The following is a 3,121-nucleotide window of genomic DNA, read 5'->3' on the forward strand; positions in this document are numbered from 1 at the left end:
GGTGATCCAACACCATACGGATCGCACGTTCGCGAACCTCCGGTGCAAATTTGTTCGTTGTTTTGTTCATAATGGCTCCTTCTACTCAAGAGTTGGAGCCTCCGGCAATACCGGGGCGGTTCAGTAATAGCGTTCGAAGCGCGGACAAAAGCGTTTCGCGGCAAGACTATCACAACGATTGAACTCGTCAGACTAAGGCTATTGCTACAGATCATCCTAAATTACGCTGAGCCTGTCGACGGAAGCAAAAGGCAGCGCGGCACCCTCCCTGTAGCAGATAGGTCAGATCATGGTTGGCCGCGCCTTGTTGGGCGCCTACTCATGCAACATTTTGGGACCTTCCTCGCCTTGAAAGACCTTCGACTTGAGGAGGATGAGAACGATCAGATGCGCGTTCTGGAGTACTTGGCAATCGCCTATTACGCGGCCCAAGTCGCCCGGCAAGCAGTGGAGGGGCATCCCCGAGCAGATGTGCTTCGGAAGCCGATGGAGAGGTTGACGTCAGGAATTACCCAGCAGGCCCTTTTAGTCGTCAATCGACACCGGGATGATCAGGAATATGTTGGCTTGATGTTGAAGAAACTCGACGATCGTTTCGGCGAAGCGCTTGGGATCTCGAAAGTCCCGCCTTTGCACGCGCCAAATTAGTTCGGTTATCAACATAATGGCCGTCAGTCACTGAGAGGCTTTTGCCAACATATTGCCAGAATACATATCGATGCTTGAGCGCCAAAGGAGGCACAACTATGACCGAGTTTAAACTACCAGGACAGATTTCGATTCTGCTAGAAGCCAGGAACCAAGTGCGTTCTTACTATGAAGAACGGTTAAAAATTCAAGGAAGTGATGCAAAGCTCAAATTCACACTGGACGGCAATCTGGTAGGAGACATCGGAGAAGCTATTGCAGTTGAACTTTTTGGGGTCAAATTGGTTCCTGGGAAGTCTACCGAAGGAATAGATGGATACTCTCCCGACGGCCGTCATACGGTTCAGATTAAGGCAACGGGTACTGGTCGAGGTCCAGCTTTCCGTCGTACACAAACTAGAGCGGATCATCTTTTGTTTTTCGAATTAGACTTTGATCGTGCAACCGGAATTGTTGTCTACAATGGTCCAGAGCGACGCGCATTGGCCTATTTGCCCGATGTTTTTCAAGGGCAAAGGTCGCTGACGAAAAACCAGATTCGTGCTGCTGATTCAATGGTTCTGGATCATGAACGATTGAATCGGACAGATTGCTGAGTGGATCTTTTAACTCCTCTCATTGCGGATGAGCTCATCGCAACCAGTTCGACCTATGGAATTTGATGGCTTTCAAGGTGACTCCTCGCTTCAACTTCAGAACACAGATAATGAAAATCATTATATGTTTCTCATCATTTTGATCTTTCATACTGTTTTCCATGGCATTTACTGTGCTAGTCAATGCAGCGTATTCTTATCGCTCAAACCCGTCTGAGGCATTTATAAATTGCTCCATCACAATGGAAAAACCCAATACCGAATGTCATTTGGAACCGGCGGCTTATTTCTTAATGAAAGTGTCGCCATTGCGGGGCTTTATCAAGAACTGAACGATTGGACGGAAGTCAAAAAGGTCGCCGGCCAACAGGGTGTCATCCCCTTCAAGAAACAATCCTCCGTTAGCCGGTCGGTTCGGGAGATCGCCAACAGGTTAAGTGCATTGAATTCTGATGAGATAGACCTGCTTTGTAGCGGTAGTTACCATGACCAAGTGTCAGTGCTTTGGCTCGCCCTTTGTCGAGCATATCGGTTCATTGGTGAATTTGCGGTTGAATTGCTTTCAGAGCGTTACTTGAGCTTCCGGACGCACGTCACATACGATGATTACGACGCATTTTACGCAGGCAAGGCTGAGTGGGAGCCCGAGCTTGAGGCCATCAGTACCTCCACACGTGAAAAACTACGACAGATCTTGTTTCGTTTGATGCGAGAAACTGGGATTCTGAGCCAAGATGATCATATCTGCCGGGCCATGCTGTCACCCCGTTTTGCCAATCTGGTCACGAGAACGGACCCGCAAGAATTGAGATATTTCCCAGGAGCGGATATTGGCTCACAGGGACCTGTCTGATGAAAAGAGAAACTACAGCTATGACCTTGAGAGAGCGTCAAGACCACCTGCTCGAGGTCATCGCGAGTCCTCGCTTTCTAAAGAAGCAGGGTCTTGGGAATGAGGTTCCATTTTTTATCTGCCCATTTCTCGCTGACGACGCCGTCGGCATAGAGCAGATGCGGAGCAAGCTTGTCCGGCAGCTCGCGAATCGAGGCGTCTCGGTGCTCGATATCAATCTCTATGATCTCTCGGTCCAGATACTGCGCAAGCGAGAAATCTGGGATGATCTGATTGCTGCCGAAGAAGGAACCACTAAAGATGAACTCAAGGAACTTCTGCAGAGCGTCCTCGATCCAGAAACGAACCTCATCCCTGAAATTGGCAACAGACTTCAAAGCGAGACATTCGACGTCCTGTTCCTCTCGGGAGTTGGGGAGGTCTTTCCCTATATTCGTTCACACAATGTGCTGAACAACCTACAAAGCACGGCGAAGGAAAAGCCAACTCTGTTATTTTTCCCGGGAAGCTACACGCATTCATTGGCGAGCGGGGCATCTCTGGACCTGTTTGGCATTTTACGCGATGATAAATATTATCGCGCATTCAACATCTTCAATTATCAGGTCTAAGGAAACGATATGACCATTCTGCGCGACATATTTGAGAAAGAAGTCGACCGTCCGATCGAAGGCGTCATCAAGGCAGATGACGACGCAAGCCTGAAGAATGAGCTCGAGGAATATGTCCTCACCAACGAGATTGAAAAACAAATCGAGAAATTTCTCGACGCCTACAAGCATTATACGACCGCCAATGGCGTTTGGATCTCCGGTTTTTTCGGGTCGGGCAAATCGCATCTTCTGAAGATACTCGCCATGGTACTGGAGAACCGTGCAGTTGATGGGGCAGTGGCTTATGACTGTCCGTCGTCAGAACATTTGGCACAGATGGCTGCGTAAATTAGCGGAGCATCGGCCTCGTCTTATTGGTTGATATTAGGCGGCTAGCTTGCGGTGTTGCAAGCGCCGATGTTCAATGGTCT

At 49.0% G+C, this 3,121-nt stretch carries 5 protein-coding genes; all 5 read left to right on the forward strand.

The window, feature by feature from the left end:
* Nucleotides 1–321: 321 nt before the first annotated feature.
* Nucleotides 322–648 (forward strand): hypothetical protein, encoded by a 327-nt coding sequence (locus HUO14_RS16090; RefSeq protein ID WP_176280878.1) that lies wholly within the window; start codon nt 322–324, stop codon nt 646–648.
* Between the two features lie 98 nt (nt 649–746).
* Nucleotides 747–1,244 carry a DUF6998 domain-containing protein gene (locus HUO14_RS16095; RefSeq protein ID WP_176280879.1) on the forward strand — a complete coding sequence of 166 codons (498 nt, stop codon included), beginning with the start codon at nt 747–749 and terminating at the stop codon, nt 1,242–1,244.
* A 262-nt stretch (nt 1,245–1,506) separates the two neighbouring features.
* Nucleotides 1,507–2,097 carry a DUF1819 family protein gene (locus HUO14_RS16100; RefSeq protein WP_176280880.1) on the forward strand — a complete coding sequence of 197 codons (591 nt, stop codon included), beginning with the start codon at nt 1,507–1,509 and terminating at the stop codon, nt 2,095–2,097.
* Entirely contained in the window at nt 2,097–2,708 is a 612-nt protein-coding gene (locus HUO14_RS16105) for a DUF1788 domain-containing protein (RefSeq protein WP_176280881.1), read from the forward strand. Before HUO14_RS16100 ends, HUO14_RS16105 begins: the two co-directional genes overlap by 1 nt.
* Before the next feature lie 9 nt (nt 2,709–2,717).
* Complete coding sequence (locus HUO14_RS16110; protein WP_246255758.1) at nt 2,718–3,038, forward strand: DUF6079 family protein; 321 nt, start codon at nt 2,718–2,720, stop codon at nt 3,036–3,038.
* Nucleotides 3,039–3,121: the final 83 nt, after the last annotated feature.

The sequence above is a fragment of the Parasphingorhabdus flavimaris genome, from assembly GCF_013371215.1.
Classification (GTDB): domain Bacteria; phylum Pseudomonadota; class Alphaproteobacteria; order Sphingomonadales; family Sphingomonadaceae; genus Parasphingorhabdus; species Parasphingorhabdus flavimaris.

Bases quoted from the DNA above. Each gene is read 5' to 3' on its own strand.
- HUO14_RS16090 (WP_176280878.1), top strand. From the start codon at position 322: ATGCAACATTTTGGGACCTTCCTCGCCTTGAAAGACCTTCGACTTGAG.
- HUO14_RS16095 (WP_176280879.1), top strand. From the start codon at position 747: ATGACCGAGTTTAAACTACCAGGACAGATTTCGATTCTGCTAGAAGCC.
- HUO14_RS16100 (WP_176280880.1), top strand. From the start codon at position 1,507: ATGTCATTTGGAACCGGCGGCTTATTTCTTAATGAAAGTGTCGCCATT.
- HUO14_RS16105 (WP_176280881.1), top strand. From the start codon at position 2,097: ATGAAAAGAGAAACTACAGCTATGACCTTGAGAGAGCGTCAAGACCAC.
- HUO14_RS16110 (WP_246255758.1), top strand. From the start codon at position 2,718: ATGACCATTCTGCGCGACATATTTGAGAAAGAAGTCGACCGTCCGATC.